The organism is Coleofasciculus sp. C1-SOL-03 (assembly GCF_040220555.1).
In the GTDB taxonomy this organism is placed as follows: Bacteria; Cyanobacteriota; Cyanobacteriia; order Cyanobacteriales; family Coleofasciculaceae; genus Coleofasciculus.
Map to the genome: position 1 here is coordinate 49,914 of NZ_JAVJUO010000024.1, position 17,040 is coordinate 66,953.

12 protein-coding genes and 2 pseudogenes are annotated in these 17,040 nt (G+C 44.5%); 6 read left to right on the forward strand and 8 right to left on the reverse strand.

Going from position 1 to position 17,040, the window contains the following annotated elements; all coding sequences use genetic code 11:
• Positions 1–6: 6 nt before the first annotated feature.
• Entirely contained in the window at positions 7–1,080 is a 1,074-nt protein-coding gene (locus RIE73_RS03585; RefSeq protein ID WP_446399881.1) for a DUF262 domain-containing protein, read from the reverse strand.
• Positions 1,081–1,335: 255 nt separating this feature from the next.
• Here RIE73_RS03585 and RIE73_RS03590 point away from each other — a divergent pair.
• Positions 1,336–1,641: pseudogene (locus tag RIE73_RS03590) on the forward strand (helix-turn-helix domain-containing protein); the annotation flags it as partial.
• Between the two features lie 402 nt (positions 1,642–2,043).
• Here the strand turns inward: RIE73_RS03590 and RIE73_RS03595 are convergent.
• Together RIE73_RS03595 and RIE73_RS03600 are read right to left on the reverse strand one after the other, a co-directional pair.
• Complete coding sequence (locus RIE73_RS03595; protein ID WP_446399882.1) at positions 2,044–3,183, reverse strand: IS4 family transposase; 1,140 nt, start codon at positions 3,181–3,183, stop codon at positions 2,044–2,046.
• A gap of 45 nt (positions 3,184–3,228) precedes the next feature.
• The gene (locus RIE73_RS03600; protein ID WP_446399883.1) at positions 3,229–3,648 is read right to left on the reverse strand and encodes a hypothetical protein; all 420 of its coding nucleotides are present in this window, start codon (positions 3,646–3,648) and stop codon (positions 3,229–3,231) included.
• A gap of 101 nt (positions 3,649–3,749) precedes the next feature.
• Here RIE73_RS03600 and RIE73_RS03605 point away from each other — a divergent pair.
• Positions 3,750–3,854: pseudogene (locus tag RIE73_RS03605) on the forward strand (transcriptional regulator); the annotation flags it as partial.
• 258 nt (positions 3,855–4,112) lie between these two features.
• Here the strand turns inward: RIE73_RS03605 and RIE73_RS03610 are convergent.
• Together RIE73_RS03610 and RIE73_RS03615 are read right to left on the reverse strand one after the other, a co-directional pair.
• Positions 4,113–4,475: a hypothetical protein gene (locus tag RIE73_RS03610; protein WP_446399884.1), complete on the reverse strand. Its 363-nt coding sequence runs from the start codon at positions 4,473–4,475 to the stop codon at positions 4,113–4,115.
• Positions 4,476–4,508: 33 nt separating this feature from the next.
• Positions 4,509–4,976: a hypothetical protein gene (locus RIE73_RS03615; RefSeq protein ID WP_446399885.1), complete on the reverse strand. Its 468-nt coding sequence runs from the start codon at positions 4,974–4,976 to the stop codon at positions 4,509–4,511.
• Between the two features lie 168 nt (positions 4,977–5,144).
• Between RIE73_RS03615 and RIE73_RS03620 the strand changes: the two genes are divergently transcribed.
• Genes RIE73_RS03620 through RIE73_RS03630 form a run of 3 tightly spaced genes read left to right on the forward strand, consistent with a single transcriptional unit; the run spans position 5,145 to position 5,912 of the window.
• Positions 5,145–5,543 (forward strand): hypothetical protein, encoded by a 399-nt coding sequence (locus tag RIE73_RS03620; RefSeq protein WP_446399886.1) that lies wholly within the window; start codon positions 5,145–5,147, stop codon positions 5,541–5,543.
• Positions 5,536–5,754 carry a hypothetical protein gene (locus tag RIE73_RS03625; RefSeq protein ID WP_446399887.1) on the forward strand — a complete coding sequence of 73 codons (219 nt, stop codon included), beginning with the start codon at positions 5,536–5,538 and terminating at the stop codon, positions 5,752–5,754. The genes RIE73_RS03620 and RIE73_RS03625 overlap by 8 nt, the downstream gene beginning before the upstream one ends.
• A 20-nt stretch (positions 5,755–5,774) precedes the next feature.
• Positions 5,775–5,912 (forward strand): hypothetical protein, encoded by a 138-nt coding sequence (locus RIE73_RS03630; RefSeq protein WP_446399888.1) that lies wholly within the window; start codon positions 5,775–5,777, stop codon positions 5,910–5,912.
• Between the two features lie 461 nt (positions 5,913–6,373).
• Here RIE73_RS03630 and RIE73_RS03635 read toward each other — a convergent pair whose 3' ends face one another.
• Positions 6,374–13,405 (reverse strand): CHAT domain-containing protein, encoded by a 7,032-nt coding sequence (locus tag RIE73_RS03635; protein WP_446399889.1) that lies wholly within the window; start codon positions 13,403–13,405, stop codon positions 6,374–6,376.
• Between the two features lie 325 nt (positions 13,406–13,730).
• Between RIE73_RS03635 and RIE73_RS03640 the strand changes: the two genes are divergently transcribed.
• Positions 13,731–14,372 carry a phage tail protein gene (locus tag RIE73_RS03640; protein ID WP_446399890.1) on the forward strand — a complete coding sequence of 214 codons (642 nt, stop codon included), beginning with the start codon at positions 13,731–13,733 and terminating at the stop codon, positions 14,370–14,372.
• Between the two features lie 120 nt (positions 14,373–14,492).
• Here the strand turns inward: RIE73_RS03640 and RIE73_RS03645 are convergent, their stop codons facing one another.
• Both RIE73_RS03645 and obgE read right to left on the reverse strand, forming a co-directional pair.
• The gene (locus RIE73_RS03645) at positions 14,493–15,245 is read right to left on the reverse strand and encodes a PEP-CTERM sorting domain-containing protein (RefSeq protein WP_446399891.1); all 753 of its coding nucleotides are present in this window, start codon (positions 15,243–15,245) and stop codon (positions 14,493–14,495) included.
• 757 nt (positions 15,246–16,002) lie between these two features.
• A complete protein-coding gene (gene obgE, locus RIE73_RS03650; protein ID WP_446399892.1) occupies positions 16,003–17,028 on the reverse strand; it encodes a GTPase ObgE in 1,026 nt (341 codons plus the stop codon).
• Positions 17,029–17,040 lie beyond the last annotated feature (12 nt).

A 17,040-nucleotide genomic window follows, 5' to 3' on the forward strand; every position in this document is an offset into this window, starting at 1 on the left:
TTAAAATTAAATAATATTTCCTTGTATTAAAGATTTTAAAATATCAATTCTAACTTTAGTTTTTTCAACGCTAGAGTAAAGTGGTGAACTTGTAATAGCATCATGATAATCTTGCGCTTCTTGAATATTAGTTGTTTCTTCTGGAGAGTTAACGATTTTTAGAAAATCATTTATTTTGCTAGATACTTCAGGCAACCTGTTTGAAAAATCATAATTATCACGATTTAATTCTGAAATAGCTGCAAAAAGCGAATAAAAATCAGTTTGATTTTTTAGCCTAGTTTTCCGCAAATCTATATGATCAGGGGATTTTTCTATAAGCTTTTTTATCAATTGAATGACGTGTTTAAATTCATTTTCTATCTCGTCTTGATCGTCCCAATTAACTTCTCTATCACTAAAAGCTTTATCCAGGTCTTCTTGACGGTAAGATTTGACTCCTTCCTCTAAAAAAAGTAAAAGTTGAGCAACTAATTCTACATCCTTCATTTGCTTTCGTGATTTTGTATTAATTGAAGGAAAGTTGGGTAATTTGGAGTTGGGTGAAAGAACATTACTCATCCATTGAGTTAAATCCTCCACTGCGTTAATAAATACTCCATTAAACTTTGCATGGCGAAGCTCTTGAGGGGTTAATTTACTAACATTTCGATTAATCCGGTCAAATATATTATTAATGATGGCTTCATCTGAAGATGGAAGGTATTCAACTGCAAACTGATATTTCCAAAAATTTTGTTTAACCTCAGTATCTAAATCCTTAAAATATTTACCTCTAAGGTTTGTAATAGTTGCAGTTTCGCTGACAGGAAATTGGTTTTGAGCAAACTCAAACAAAGTAGATAGCCTTTGTTTTCCATCAACAACACTGTATTTAGAAATGCCTTCAGCCGTAATGTCTTGATACAAAAAAATTGCTGGTGCAGGATAATTATTGAGAACAGTATCTATAAAAAAATCCTTGTAATCTTGATTCCAAACACTGCGTCTTTGATAGGGGGGATCGAGATCGAGCAACTTCCTTGTGTAAAGATCCCAAAACCAAGAAACTGTTTGAAAATTAATTGCTCTATTCATCATAACTTTATCGATTGTAGTATAGGTTTAACGATAAAAATCTCTATTTAAGATTTTGGGTTTGAGCCGTTCGTGATTTATTTATAATTATTCTAGCGGTACTAAGTGCGATCGCCCATCGCTGTAGGTTGGGTTGACGCCTGTTACCCAACATCCACTCTCCTGCAACATCAACACCAGATAAGCGCGATCGCTCTTACAATCAACTCTAAGGCGATCACACCCTCAATTTAACTCTGATTAAAAAAAAGTGGAAAAATGACCCTTACTTTTGACCAAGCCGCTTATCGTCATCTACTCGCACAAGTCGCGCCCAAAGTGATTGAGACAGAACAGGAGTATGATCGCGCCCTAGCAGAAGCAGAACGGCTAACCTTTGCTAAACACCGAACTCCAGAGGAGAAAGCGTTACACAAGTTGCTTGTAACGCTGATTGAAGCCTATGAGGAACAGAACTATCCGATGGATCAAGCTGCACCTCATGAAATTCTCCAACACATCATGGAATCCAGTGGCACTCGTCAAGCTGACTTGGTGGGTGTGATTGGATCGAGTGGTGTAGTGCTGAAGGGGTGACAAGCAGCTCAAAAGCTTGGCAGACAAAGCATTTCCCCCCTCAAGCCTCAAAAAGATGGTAGCTTATTGACAGGCTTATTGAGAATGAATAAGTGAATGAGAATGATAATCACCTGGGTGACACTCCAGGAGTATGTTGATTGTCTTTAACTTTTTCTTGTTGCCAAAACATTACCCAGCAACGGCTAGATGGATTTCGGGTCTATCCGTGCGTGAAGCTCTCGCTATCGCGGACTGCGAATCGCGTCAGTTTTTTTAGTTACTGCTCAAGTTTAAGAGCAGAATATTGCTACCCAGACTCTTGAATTGTTGAATATTTTGGGTTAAAATTAGTCAAGAATAGAATGGGAATAGGGAGAGTTTATACAGCTTAATTTCAAGAAAAAGCAGTTAATAATTTTTTATTAAATACATTGCCTTCAACCCTTGCTGAAAGCAATGTATTTTAGAGCGATTAACCCTCATAAGTTTCTCAACCATGACTTGACAAAAATCCCATCCAATAGTCCAGGTCAATCCATAAAGACCAAGCCAAAAGTTGCTGTGACGTCTCTGGCTTCTTGCTACTTCTCTGAGACGACAGATATATTTTTGTTGCTTTTGATAGCGAGTTTTGTTACCTCTTAAAGAAGCGATAGTATAAGCCATGGCAATTAACAAGACTAAACGATTTAAACGTTCTATGCATGCCTTAGTTCCTTCTAGGTTATAGCCACCCGTCTTACAATCTTTGAACAAGGATTCTATACCACTGCGAGATTGATAAACCTGAATCACTTCATCAATACTACTTAAATTGGTCAAAATGAACCAGCCTTGTTTTTCACATGAACCTCGATACTTCCGTTTCCAATAAGCGGCTAAATTAAAACGACCAAATCCCTTTTTCTTTGTATAATTAACTCCCGAATGAAATAACTTCATCCCCGGAGTTAAACCCAACTTACTTAGCTGTTGATAGTTTCCTTTTGATTGACGGATATAAGTATCTTGCTTGATCCGCAATGCAAAAAATACCTTCTTTGTCTTCAGCCAGTAGGCTAGTTCAACGCTGCGGAATTCCCGATCTCCAATGATAACAATTTGATAACGGGAAAGCAATTTTAAGACTGGACGAATAACTGCTATTTGTTCGGATATATTGCTACTGCCCGCTTTCTCCAAAAATTGCCAATATACAGGGAAGGAACGTTTTTTCCAAATCACAGCAATCATTAATAAGTTATTGCTGTCCCATTGGGTTCTATCTATAGCCAGAATAACACGACTTCCGAGAGGAACTTGAGTTCTTAATATATATTTAAGTATCGGAAACCAAATTAATGGTAGACTAAGATTGGGAAGAACTAAAAACCTTTGCAGATGTTTCCTCCTACTTTGATAAAGGATGGGTACAGGAAAGAGCGCGGCTAATCTCTCAATCTTGACTTGTTTATGTACTTGCAGCAGCCAAAGTAAAATTTCTAGGGTGAGGAGTTGAGACTCACTTAGATAATTCTTAAGACAACTGTGATAGAATTGGGGTAGCATTATTTATTGGGCGGTTAACTTGAACCGAGATAGACCGCTCTTTTTTTACCATAAAATACATACATTTTTATTTAAGTTTTTGCAAAAACTCCAAAATGTCCTAACGGAAGCCATTCCACTCAGCCCCAAAATTGAAATTCCCTCACGGTGAGACTTTTCGGGATTTTTCTGTCGTCTTTTCTCTTGTTTAATCGCTCTGTGCTTTGTTTGTATCAGGGTTTCAAGCGCAATATTTTCTATTCCCTTTAATTGCGTGATCGCATGCGCCTCTCTTCCTCCAGATTGCCTTTCTCCACAACCCATGCCTGACAAGGGGTTTGAATCGCCCGCTTCTTCGACGCGATCGCACGCCGCCCCCAAAACCTTGTGACCTGAAGGGGTGCTGATTTGGGGGGAGTATTTAAGGATTAAAGATAACCAACTGACTCTTGGATCGTCACCCAGGTGATTATCATTCTCATTCACTGATTCATTCGCAATAAACCTGTCAATAAGCTCTCATCTTTTCGAGGCTTGAGGGGGGAAATGCTTTGTCTGCCAAGCTTTTGAGCTGCTTGTCACCCCTTCAGGGTGTAGTGTCTGAAGTGGTAAACGGCAAGCGATTCATTAGCAAAGCACAAGCTAAGGCACTTGGCGATTACTTCCAGATTTCGCCAGCGCTGTTTATCTAACGATTGCAGGATAGTGCGATCGCCTATCACTGTCGGTTGGGTTGACGCGCCGAAACCCAACATCCACTCCCATCCAACATCAATGCAAAATAAGCGCGATCGCTCTTAAAATCAAGTCTAATACTAAGTAGCGTTCTAATACCAAATCCGGGTTAGCTACCCCCGTTATAACCTAGTCCGCGCAGGCGGACTACCCTTCGGGAAGGCTTCGCCTATGTTTGTGTAGCAGCGATTTCAATCGCCTCCTCTTGCATGGGGTTATTTCGCTACAAACCTACTCTGAAGGCATTTTTCCCAGATTGTCTTGAGGAAAGGCAAGATGGAATCAGGATATTGTTTGCGGTGCTTTGTCTGATCATATTTAATCGCATTCCACAAACTGTGTAATTGTTGATTGGTAGAGCATTTTTGCAGGTGACAGGCAATGGCATTTTTCCATTGTTCCATCTGACGATAGCTGATGAATTGTCCTCCTTTGTCGAGGCGGTGGACAAAGATAACGTAGAGCCATGATTCGACTTTTACGATGAGGGAAGCAGGAATATTTAAGAATCTGGCAACTTGATGCTTAGTGATGCGGAAGTTTTGGGCAGGTTTGATGCGGCAAAATAAGGCGGTCATGATCGCTTGATCCCTGGTTTAATTAGTTGTGCCTTAAAGCTGTTCGTTAGGAACATCGAAAAAGACTTCAAATTCAGCATCCGGTATAAAACGCTTGAGAAAGCGTCGGTAATCTTCTGCATCTTGACGGTTGAAAAATCTCGCCACTGTATGCCGTCTGGCATCAGGTAAGAGTCGGATAATTGCCCAAGGGCGGGAGTTATTTTCCAGTTGTGAAGTGGGTTTGAGCAGAATTTTCCTGGCTTCCCCTCTGATGGTGCTTAAGGTACCCTCAATGAGTTGCCAAAGCTGTTCCCATTGTGGGCTGGTATCGTTGGGCATCAAATTCCATTCATTGATGGGTGCTGGTAGCCATCTGAGCATGTAATCGTTTTGACCCGTTTTAGAAAGTTTCCAGGATAGGCGTCGAGTCTGTTTGCGGCAGACATAACCTTGTTGGCGCAAGATAGCACAGATGCTCTCGCCTTCGGATTGAAGGCGTAGCCAGTCGGAGTGTTTCATCGTCGAAAGCTGGATAAGGTTGTCACGGAAGAGCGATCGCTTTCCAGGAAGTGTATTTACTGTTTGGCTGCCAAATAATTTTTGTTTGGCAATTATTTTATTTTATGTTGTGCAATAATTTTGTCAAGAGGTAATTTCTGTTTATGCGATAATTCAAAGGAACGCTCAATGACCAATACGACAGGGAATGACGAAGAAGCGCGGCAGACCGAAATCAGACCGGAAGACGATCAGCGTCGGGATACGGCTCGAACCCAAGGATTGGGAAAACCTCAATCAGCTAGCAGCCAGTCTGGGAATGACCCGCACGGAACTGATCACCCAAATATCCAGAGTCCAAAATCCGCAAGACTTACAAGCGTTTCAAAAGGCGAAATATCTGGGGGAATCCTCAGCCAATTAATCTTGGAAACCCAAGAGGAATTGGCATATCTGGAACAAAAGTTACCTCGATTGAAGGCGCGGCTTAGCTGTCTTCAACAGCTATACCGGGATTTGCAGCAAAAAACTCCTGAAGACTTCGACGAGGAAGACAAGGTTGGCGATGAGGAACGAGAGAATGACTAACAAGCGCGGCAGACCAAAATCAGCCAGAGAAAACGCGAAAAACGTATCGCTGATGATTACGCCGAAGGGGTGGAAGCTTCTACAATCTCAAGCGCAGCAACTGGGAATAAGCAGGTCAGAACTGGTGGAGCGATTTGCCAGAGGGGAAATTCAGGAGAACCTTTCGCAACTAGCCGAAGAACGATTTCTGGGGGAATCCTTCGCCAACTGATAGAGGAAAACGCGATTCAGTTGGCTCATTATCGCTCAGAAGTGGAACGGCTGGAAAAAAGGCAGCGCCAGCTAGAAGAACTGTTTGACCAATTACGGGTAAAGACTAGCGAAAACCTTGATGATGAGGACAAGGTTAGCGACGAGGAAAGACAATGACAAACAAACGTGGTAGACCGAAATCAGACAGGAACACCAAGACAGTAACTTTGAGGCTCGAACCGAGGGACTGGGAATTATTCCGTCAGAAAGCCAAAGCTCTGGGAATGTCGAGATCTCAGCTAGTACAGAGACTAGCCAGAGGAGAAATACGGATCGATTCGGCGATACTCACAGAGGAACTACTGCTGGGGGAATCATCCGCGAACTGCTCGATGAAAATGACCAGTTGACGGCATATCACAGTTCGCAAATAGAATTCCATAACAACCGACTCAAGCAGCTAAGCAATAGAAAGGCAAGGCTGGAACGTCTTTATGCCGAGTTGCAAACGAAGACTGGTAAAAACCTTGATGATGAAGACGAGGTTAGCGACGATAAAGGAGAGAATGACGAACCAGCGCGGTAGACCATCAAAACCAGGTTCCCTCGAGGGTCGCGAAGGGTCAAAACTTTCCCCACTACCACGGATTACCAATTAGAGTAAAAGAACTCCAATAATAAGGATGGCTGTAGTCTGGGTTAATCGACGCCGGAAAATCGGATGGTAAGGGAATACTACCCTTAGTCGTGATTAAGCGATCGCCTTCTCGTTGCACTTCACCTGTAAGCATTGCCAGTTGTGCCTTTCGCAAGGCTTCGGCTTTAGTAGAACTTTGTTTGAGTTTCTCGTAAAATGTGGTCATTAGTCCCAGTGTCCCCTCATCACTCACATACCAGAGACTACCCAAGGCTGACTTGACTCCAGATTGTACCGCTAACCCCGTAAATCCTAATTCCGCTTCCTCATCTCCTAACGCCGTGCGACAGGCACTTAAAACCAACAGTTCTACTGTCGGTTTATGCCAGTCTAACCGCCACATTTGATCCAGCTTGAGTTTATTATTGTCCCACAACTGAATGTAAGAGTTGGCAGGTTTTCCCGGTTGAAATTCGGCATGGGTAGCTAAATGCACAATACCATACGCTGCTTTTCGCCGTGCTTGCTGGAGATTATTTAAGGTAAACTCTTCATTCAGAAAGGATTCACCTTGCCATACTTGATCCGCAATCACCTGTAACTCGATGGGAACACCCGGTAAAGACGCCTTATCGCGAAACTTGGAAGCCCCCATTGCCAACACTGAATCATCTCTGACATCTTGATAACGAGTATCGGTGAGACTAAGGCTAGGCATTAAGCCGACACTATAGTTTTCAATGATAAACTGGTCACCATCATACAAAGCGGCAATGGGTATGGAACGCAACCCGGTGTCCATAACAAATGCCAAATGCTTGATGTCTTGCGCGGCTAAATCAGCGGCGATTGGTTGAATTAACCATTGATACATCTGGTAAGCGGGTGGCAGATAGTTCTGGTCATCGATTACATTGGTTACCGTGCGGCGAAATTGATCTGCCATGTCCAAGACTTCGGCTCGGGTTACATTAACCGATCGCCGAATCGGTTGTCCATCGGCACAGATGACAATTAACTCCAAGCGATCGCTCGGTTGCGGGGTTAGCGATCGCAATAAACTGGTATTATTTGGCGTAACGTCTACATCCTCAGGCACCGCGCTAATCGTTTGTGGGGCAAATACCACATAAATCACCGCCGACTTCACCCCGGTCGCCGCTTCATTTTGACGTAAGATTTCTCGCGCTTGTTCTAAAGTAATCCCCGACCGTCTCTGGGTACCAAAATACTTTTCATAGTCTCGACTAAATAAGGTATCAATCTCCATCACCCTAGATTCTTCCTTTTCAATCGGGGATTGACTTTGATTGGCATCAGCGGTGGTTAAATCAACCGGATTCACTGGGATATCACGGGTATCATCAACGCTAATAATCCGAATATTGCCTTCCGTGTGGGTAAAGGGAAAGGATTGGAAAGGGGCAATGGTAAACTCACCACTGGTAATGGCAGCAACTGTGCCGTTAGTTGTGGCATCTCCCACATCAAAGGGGATAATTCCTCTTCCCCCATGACGAATCGTGATATCACCGCCACCATTCCCTCCCGCTGTAGAAATGCTGATTTCCCTACCATTGTGGGAAAAACTCCCCGCTGCCCGAAAGACGCGATCGCTCTCTATCTCAACATTACCCCCTTTGCCATTACTTCCCCCCTGGGCGTTAATCGAACTCACCTGGATATAGTCCTGGGGATCAAGCGTCACGTCACCGCCATCGCCGATATTGCCACTGGAATTGATTTCTCCTGCATCAATACTCACCTCAGCGTTGACCACAATCTCACCACCCGTCGCCGCCGATGAATTGAGATTACCACTATTCACTGCATCCTGATGGCTAGTGAGACGAATATCACCGCCAGCCGTCGTAATATTAGTCGTAGTTAGATTATTTTCAGTTGTCAGTTCAACCGCACCCCCAAAGGTTTGCACATCTTGCAAATTAATTGTGCCAATTCCTGTCGTATTCTTCAGACTAGCCGCCCTAATCAAATCATTCGCCGTGAAGTTATTGGCATTAAAAATAGTCAGATTACCCAGTGGAATCGTTTCACCAACACTATCTGTGAACCATATATTCCCCATTCCCGCCGCCAGGTTGAGATTAGCCAAACTACCGTTACCGTTGAGCCTATTATTAAACCGGATGTCACCGCCATTTGTCCTCAGGAATGTATCGCCAGTTAGGATGGTTGGAGCATTAAATTCAATCGTACCATTCGCTGTTGTCACCTCACCCGCGAAATTCAGCGGATTAGCGCCATTGAGTTGAAAATTGTCCGTGAGATTAATCCTGGCTGTTGTCGGGATATCCAGATTATTACTGAGAATTGTTAGATTGCCAATTGGGGTTGTACTCCCTATCGTTTCGGGTAATTGAACTGTACCCGTTTCCGCGATTAGGTTTAGGTTTTCTGTTCCATGTCTCCCATTAATTGGATTGAGCAAACGGACATCCCCCGCACTCGTATTCAGACGACTATCACCCATCAGCGTAACCGCACCATTTAAATCAATCGTGCCAGTTGTTGTGGTAATAGTCCCAGCCAAATTCACTGGATTTGTGCCATTTTGCTCAAATCCTCCCGTCAAGTTAATGGTAGTGGCGAGATTGAAACCCCCATTAATTGTCAGGTTATCCAATGGACTAATAGAGCCAATGGGATTATCAAAGGTAATGCTATTCGTGCCAGCAGACAGTTCGAGATTATGATTTCCGTTAAGCGTGTTATTAAATAGAATAGTGCCTGCACCACCTGTATTGAAGACAGTATCGCCAGTTAGAGTAATTGGTGCATTCAACTCCAGGCTACCATTCGTCGTTGTAATTTGACCTGCTAACTCCACCGCTTCGGTGATATTTAATTGTAATCCGCTCTCCAGGTTAAGTTCTATTGTCTCCGGGAGAGTTAGGGTACGACTAGAGATAGTGAGATTGCCAATTGATTCAAAATTCGCGGTTTCCGCGATAATTACCTCGCCACTTAACCCCTTATGTTCAATCGTCAGATGATTGGTTTTGATGATACCCTCTAGAGTAATATTACCGCTTCGATTATTGGTTAACCCCTCACCTGTATTCAGGGTAATATTAATATCTCCCTCACCTGTATCCAGTTCTATTCCATTTGCCAATACGATTTCCGCGTTCCCCATATCTCGCTGGGCATCAACTACCCCATTTGCCCGGGTTTCGTTGGCAATTAACGTTAAATTGCCGTTATCTGTCATGATGTTTTCGTTAATAAAAATACGGCGTCCGGCTTGAAACGTGATGTTTCCGCCATTGCCGCTAAGATTATCGATATCTAGTGGAGTATTGAGAGTAATATCATTATTGGCTTGCAGCACAACGGCTGTACCCGTATTCAGGGTACGTTGTAAAAAGAAGGGAGAGAATGTTACCGAATTCCCAGATAAGTTAGCAAATGTTAGATCTGTAGGGACACCGACGGTTACTCGACCATTACCTTCGTTGGCAAATTGTACCCAAAACGTCTGATGAACTGGCTCATTAACGACTGTAGCTAAACCAGCATTTGACTGACGACCGATAATGCTATTTTTATCACTGATACTATTCGTTCCATCCCAAGTTTGTCCCGTACTTCCATCCACCCAAGTCACTGCCCCACTATCGGTTTCCAGATTATCCCAGTTAGGGCTACTGACCAAATAATGAAGAGTGTTTAATTCAACAACGCCACCACTACCTACTTGGTCATCCGCCAAGTTTCCCACTAAACTGTTGAGTTCGCTTACCTGACCAATAATCTCAGTTGTGCCATCGCCCCAAGTAACGGCACCCCGGTTATTATTCCACTCTGGGCTACGAATCACATAATTCCCATTACTCAGGGCTGTAACACCGCCACTACCTATCCGATCAAAGGAAGCTGGAGTCCCAACCAAACTGTTTGTCTCACTCACTACACCAAGAATCTCGGTTGTGCCATTACCCCAAGTGACAGCACCCTGATTATTATTCCAGTCAGGGCTGCTGACAACGTAATTGCCATTGGCAAGCGCAATAACACCTTCAATCCTCGGAGAAGGAACAAAGCCCATCGGGGGGACACCATTACCAACTTGATCACCTGATGTACTCCCGACTAAACTATTGGTCGCACGAACCTGCTCATTGCCCGTTTGCAGAGTACCATCCCGCCAAGTCACCGCTCCTCTGTTATCGTTCCAGTTCGGACTGCTAATCACATAATTCCCGTTCGTCAGGGCGGTAACACCACCACTACCGATGCGATCTTGGGCAAGGCTACCAACTATACTGTTATCTAGTCTTACTGAACCCGTGGTCAAACCATTAATAGCATCAACCCAGGTGACGGCTCCCACATCCTGAACTGTCCCATTGTTCCACAGGGGGCTACTGACAACATAATTGCCATTGGTAAGCGCAGTAACACCAGCACCACCAACCTGATCATCAGTCTGAGTGCCAATCAAACTGTTATTCGCACCTACAACTCCTGTCGTCCCCGTCACACCATCACCCCAGGTGATGGCTCCTTCATTTGTATTTAGACTTGTTGGAGTATCAGGTCTAGTTGTATTGGGATCATCCCAAAAGGGACTGTTGACGACATAATTTCCGTTTTCCAGCGCTGTTACACCGTCAAAACCATTTTCGACCAATCCGATAAGATTATCTTCGCTACCAATTAAGCTGTTGCTCGCATCCACTTGTCCTTTAGTAGTCCCAGTCGTGCCATCACCCCAAGTTACGGCACCCTGACTGTCGCCCCAAAACGGGGAGTTGACTACATAATTGCCATTATTTTTGAGAGCCGTAACACCACGACTACCAACTCTGTCTCGAAGCTGAGTGCCAACTAAACTGTTAGTCCCATTCACCTCTCCAATAGTCTGAATTGTGCCATCACCCCACGTCACCGCCCCTACATCCATAACCCCGGTAACGGCATTATCCCACTGCGGACTCGCGACTACGAAATTCCCATTACTTAAGGCAGTAACACCACCACTCCCCACTTGGTCATCCGTCTGAGTGCCAACTAAACTGTTAGTTGCGTTAACCTCTGCCGAAATTCCGGTTGTGCCATTACCCCACGTCACCGCCCCAGCATTTGTCGCCCCGGTAACGGCATTATCCCACTGCGGACTAGCGACTACAAAATTCCCATTACTTAAGGCTGTAACACCACCACTCCCCACTTGGTCATCGGCTTGACCCGTCAGTGTGCTAAGTAATGCCCCGGTTGAACCGTTGAACAGATAAACCGCACCCGCATTATCTCCACCCAAGTCATCTCCTGGCTTAGTAACCGCCACATTCCCCGTACTCAATGGCACAATGGCATCACCAAATCCAGAACCATTGTCAGGGTTGGGATCAACGAGGTCAAACTGGGGAATAGCGCCCACACTATCGTCAATTATGATATTTTTTGGATCGAGTAACAGCGTCCCAGCTAATCCATTTACAGCCCCCACATCAACAAGACCTGTCATCGAGAGTGTATTTTTACCCGACACTTCTACAAAACCGCCGTTACCGCTAATTGCACCACCTTGCGCCTGAATCGTACCGGAAAATTGAGTGTGTTGGTCAGACCAAACAATCGCCCGTCCTCCGTTACCCGTGGTCAGGGCGTTGGCGTTTAAACGACTGCTATGATTAACGGTTGTATTTTGGGCATTAATGGCATCTAACGTCTGTCCCTGAAAATCACCACCGACTAAAATCTCTCCACCGCCACTGTTACCACTAACATCAATATCAGTCGCCAATAACTGAACCGTCTCAGCAAATAAATGGACTGTACCGCCCACTTCTCCTGTCGCCTCAATGTCACCTGAAGTGGTTAAGACTGTATCAGCATTACCCTTAAATTCAATTACACCTCCCTGTTGAGAACCATTTGCCCGGGTTGTCGCGCTGGCGGTTTGAATGACTGTGCCTGTAGAATTAACCTGAATTTCCCCACCATTGCCCTGGTTCCCAGTTGCACTCAGTTGTCCCGTGTCCAGGAAATGATCAGTTTGAACCTGAATATTACCCCCATTCGCCCCATCAGCCATAATTTGACCCAGGTTATCCACCCTAGAACCAACGACATGAATTGCACCTCCCTGATTCGTATCGGTGGTTGATAATTCCCCTTCGTTGACAACTTGACCGCTATTCCCCGTCAGTAAAACAGGTAAATCGAGGGGATTAATGGGCAATTGCTCCCCAGTGGCGGAGCGAGGGGGTGTAATCTCTAACGTGAGGGGGCTTCCCGGTTGACTGATTCTGAGCAAATTCTCGCCTGGTACAGCCGCGATCGCAACTTGTCCTCCTGCTGCTGTCAGTTGCCCTGTGTTGGTAATACTACCACCCGCTAAGGTTAAGTTCTGCCCCTGTCCCACCTCTAGATTGGCATGATTAATAATCGTTGCCGATTCAGCCAAGTCAAACGCCAAGCTTGTGGGACTCCCGATTAAATTTTCATAACTATTCTCACCAAACCCATTAAACCAACTCTCAGCACCAAAACCAATCCCCGTTGCTGTGGTTGCAGTAAAAGCAGCCGGGACATTAAGTTGGGCATCAGCGCCAAAAATGATCCCCGCCGGATTCATTAAGAATAGATTAGAATTTCCGCCAGTGACCTGAATTAGACCATTAATTACCGAGGTATCTCCGCCAACCACCCGTCCCAGAATGTTGCGAATTTGGGGATCGGAGATAAAGTTGGCAATTTGATCGGGAGAGAGTCCAAATTGCTCAAAGCTATGGAAGAGATTTGCGCCATCTCCCGAAAGCGTTCCACCGTGGATATCCCAGCGGTTTCCCTCTGGGGTGACAATAGTGTCAGTACCATCGGCGGCTGGGGTAATGGGTTGAGCCTGGGCTGGGGGAACCGAATCCAGCCAAGCGATCGCTGATTTTAATGTGCGATCGCGCTTAGGAAACCGTCCTGTTTCGGGAAAATTTAGGTAAGGCATTACGCCGGTGAGGACAACACCGACAAACAAACAGCGCATGCACAATGAGATAGGTTTCATCGCTAGTCCCCCAATCCGGTAGAACTTGCCAAATCCAGCATACTTTATATTCTCGTCTCAAAAATAATGGCTCAGGACTTACCCTTCGCTATTTCCCTCCAGTCTACAGAGACAGGGTATGGCGAAACTCAGTTATCTTCAGGAGTTTTACTCGCTAACTCTAGTTTGACGAATTTTCTTTAAAAAAATAAAAATATCGACGCCACGTTGATGGCGCTAAATCTTAAACTTTGTAACAAAATTTTCTTGACGGTTTGGTAAAGTTTGGCTACATTACTATGTCATTAAGCTCTAAAGAAAACTAATGGAGTCCTGAACCCCAAGAATGATTACATCATTTCCCGCCTTTTTGTTAGGGCTACAGGAAGCCGAGGGAAGTTTTAGCGCAACGTTACCTTATGGAAAACTGGAGGAATTTATTATGACAACACCCTTTATCGGTCAAATTGCCATGGTTGCTTTTGATTTTGCCCCCGATGGTTGGTATCTTTGCGATGGTACACTACATGACATCATAAGTAACGAAAACGACATTCTGGCTTCAATCTTGGCAGGAAAGTACAATCAGCCTGGTGATCCAACACAAGGTACTTTTCGCGTTCCTGATTTGAGAGGTCGCGTTCCTCTGGGGATAAACCCGATGGGAGGAAATAGTGATAATAATCGCAACTCCTATGGCTTGGGTGATAAAAGTGGATCAGAGCAGGTTGAATTAACTCAAGCGAACTTACCAGAAATTCAACTGAAATTAAAAGCGACGAATGCTGACTCCAACGAAACTCGTCCGAGTGGTGCTATTTTGTCGAAACCGAGAAGTAGTATCTATGCTACTGGAGCTACTGATTTCGTGGAAATGGATTGTATTTCTAGTATCGGTAGTAACGAGAACAACGCCCACAATAACCTGCAACCCTACTTAGCGATTAACTTTATCATCGCTTACCAAGGAATCGATCCACGCCCCTAGTCGTATGACTCAGCTAAAATAGGGCTTTGTTTGTAGTGAGTACTTTAGTACTCTAATGCCTAGCTGAAGAGGGCTGAAGCCCTCACTACGAAGCCAATCTATATCAGTATTTTAGATTAGTTAACGCTGGGTTATTTTTTTCGTCAATCTAGAACCAAAACCCACCATCCCCAGAGCAAAAATACCTAGAATCGAAGCAGGTTCGGGAACTTCTGTGTGGGGTTCTTCAAACGCTTCTCCTACCTCAATGTTGTCAACAGCAAAGCTATTAACCTGAAAGCCAGGTTCTTCACTGGAATCATCAGAAACGGGTGCGTCTATCCCTTTAAACTCAACACTACTCAAGTTACTCCACTGCTGGTCAAAGGTTACGGTTTGAAAATCCTCTTGAGGTCCACTTCCATCAGTAATGCCATCAAAGGAAATCAAGGTTGTGATTGAACCGCCTCCGGCTAAAAAGCCAGTTAATTCAACCTTTGTGGCTTGATCACGAGGTACTCCCCATTCTGCCAAGTCCAAGCTGAGTAACGAAAATGGAGTGCCGTTAACTTGAGACATAGTGACAGGATTTATAAATGCCTCATTTGTGTCGTTGTCTACTAAATTCCGGATCACAAAATAGGTGCTGTCATTGTGTGCCTCAAATACATTATTAGCTAATGCATACTGGGTTTGTTCAGGAGGTCGAGTTGGCTCGAACAAGAAATCCTGCGACGTTATCGAGGAGAAAACATCTTCATTATAATTAGGTTCAAGCGCATTATCTTCAAAATCAATAACCAGTGCTTGGGCGGCTGGACTGCTTAATACGGCAATTAACGTAGCCAGAGCTGCCGTTAATGATAATTTGCCAATGACCTTTGAATGAGCCATGATGAAATGTATGTCCAAAAAAATTCAAACTGAGTTATGGAGATGCCTAGCCCTGATGGAAATCAAGAAAGATTGAATGAATGTGTGGCAAGTCAATAGTCAAGCTGTTTTATTGTCTGAGAGATTATCCAGCTTTAATCTCGAAGTTTCCTTATTGTTTATGATTGCATCTTGCCAAGTCAAACTACAAGCGTTATCGCCATGATTTACGGAAAAAACATAATCGAGATGACTTAAATAAAGTTGTGATAAAATTTGCTGCAAGTTTAAAAGCAGATTAGGCGTTAGATAGGAGATTTTGCCGCAGCCGTTAATCGCCTGCTGGTCGAATCCATTTTTATTTCTCCAAAAAATATGTTTGACTAAGACTTCTTGGACTCTAGCTCTTGGCTAAAACCTGAAGCCTTGCAACTAACGGCTGTCAGAAAAGCTATCAACGTTACGGTCGGCTTTTCTTTTCTGGAAAGAGTATTTATATCATGGAATGTAAAGAGGTGTAAACGTTGCTCAACAGAGACGAATTAACAGCACCTTGGATAAAGGTGTAATTTTACCTTCATCCTTTCATCCCCCCATTCCGGAATTCTGGGATTTAATTTTCGTTTTCAAAATAATTAAGATTACTGATTTGACAATTATCTTTCTAAAATGTATAATTAGCGACAATTTTTGTACCCAGGCAACTCTCGTCCCTTTCTTTACAGAGATTGGAGCTATTTGCACACCCGACACCCGACACCCCACACCCTGCCCACTATCAAACCTTGGTAACTGTTTCCACCTCTACATCTTCTAGCTGCTCCAAAGACTGCCAAACGGTTTGCAACAGTGATTCTAACCCTTTTTGAGTCACGGCTGAAATTTGGAACACGGGTACATGAGTTAAGTGATTGAGTTCAGTCGCCAGCAGCTCGACCATCTCTGAATCAACAGCATCTATCTTATTCAATGCCAGAATTTGGGGACGTTCTGACAACCCCCGTCCATAAGCCTGTAACTCGGCTTGAATGGTTTGATAATCACCAATCGGATCATCAGCCGTAGCGTCAATCAGGTGCAATAATAAGCGCGTGCGTTCGATATGGCGGAGAAAGTCATACCCTAAGCCGGTTCCCAGATGCGCCCCTTCAATTAATCCCGGAATATCAGCAAATACTGTACCATCACCTGTAGGTTTGCGAACCACACCTAAATTGGGTACTAACGTTGTAAACGGATAGTCGGCAATCTTGGGACGTGCCGCAGAAAGGGCAGCAATTAGGGTAGACTTACCAGCATTGGGTAAACCAATAATGCCCACTTCTGCCAGCAATTTCAACTCTAAACGTAAGCGGCGATACTCTCCAGGGAGTCCGGGTAAGGCATAATCAGGGGCGCGATTGCGATTGCTCAAAAAATGCTTGTTCCCTAATCCTCCCTTACCTCCCTTAGCCGCGCAAAAGGTTTGTCCCGATTGGACTAAATCCCCTAGAACTTCTTCAGTATCCGCATCATAGATAACTGTACCGCAGGGAACTTGAATCGTGCGATCGCGCCCATTTGCACCCGTGCGATTATTCGGTCCCCCACGTCCCCCATTTTCTGCCTGGAAGCGGTGGGCATATTTGAAATCCAGCAAGGTTTGCAGATGTTCAGCCGCCACCAAAATCACATCCCCTCCCTGTCCCCCATTTCCCCCCGCCGGTCCCCCCGCCGGCACATATTTCTCCCGCCGGAAGGCGACAATCCCATCACCGCCCTTTCCCGCTTCTACTTCAATTTCCGCTTGATCAATAAATTGCATTCTTGGTGATTG